This is a genomic window from Gilvimarinus sp. 1_MG-2023, from assembly GCF_030548285.1.
In genome coordinates this window covers 1-332 of the sequence record NZ_JAUOSC010000530.1, presented here as the reverse complement: position 1 = coordinate 332, position 332 = coordinate 1, and the positions used below count along the sequence as shown (strand labels likewise).

Annotated in this window: 1 protein-coding gene; it reads left to right on the top strand. The window is 51.2% G+C overall.

Annotated features, from left to right (window positions below):
* The coding region (locus Q4563_RS17945; RefSeq protein WP_303605467.1) for an LUD domain-containing protein at positions 1-213 on the top strand (213 nt) is incomplete at its 5' end.
* Positions 214-332 lie beyond the last annotated feature (119 nt).

Genomic DNA, 332 nt, shown 5'->3' with positions numbered 1-332 from the left:
CCATTAAGTCTTGTACTGGTACGGCAGAGTACTCTGGTGGCCAATTTTTCTGCATTGATCGAACAGCCTCGCTGGCAAGGGAAACTGCCGACCAATTGGTTGCTGATATCAGGGCCAAGTAAAACGGCGGATATCCAGCAAACACTGGCCTATGGCGCTCATGGCCCAAAACAACTGGTGGTCTTGCTGCTGGATGACAGTACCGGCGCCTGAGCGGTTTTTCCTCTTGAATTTGATGTGGCTGGTGCCCGTGCGCCAGCTCGAAGGACACTTTATGAAACCCGAATACAGTCTGTTTCTGAGCGATCTGGCTCACATTATCAATGCTGAAC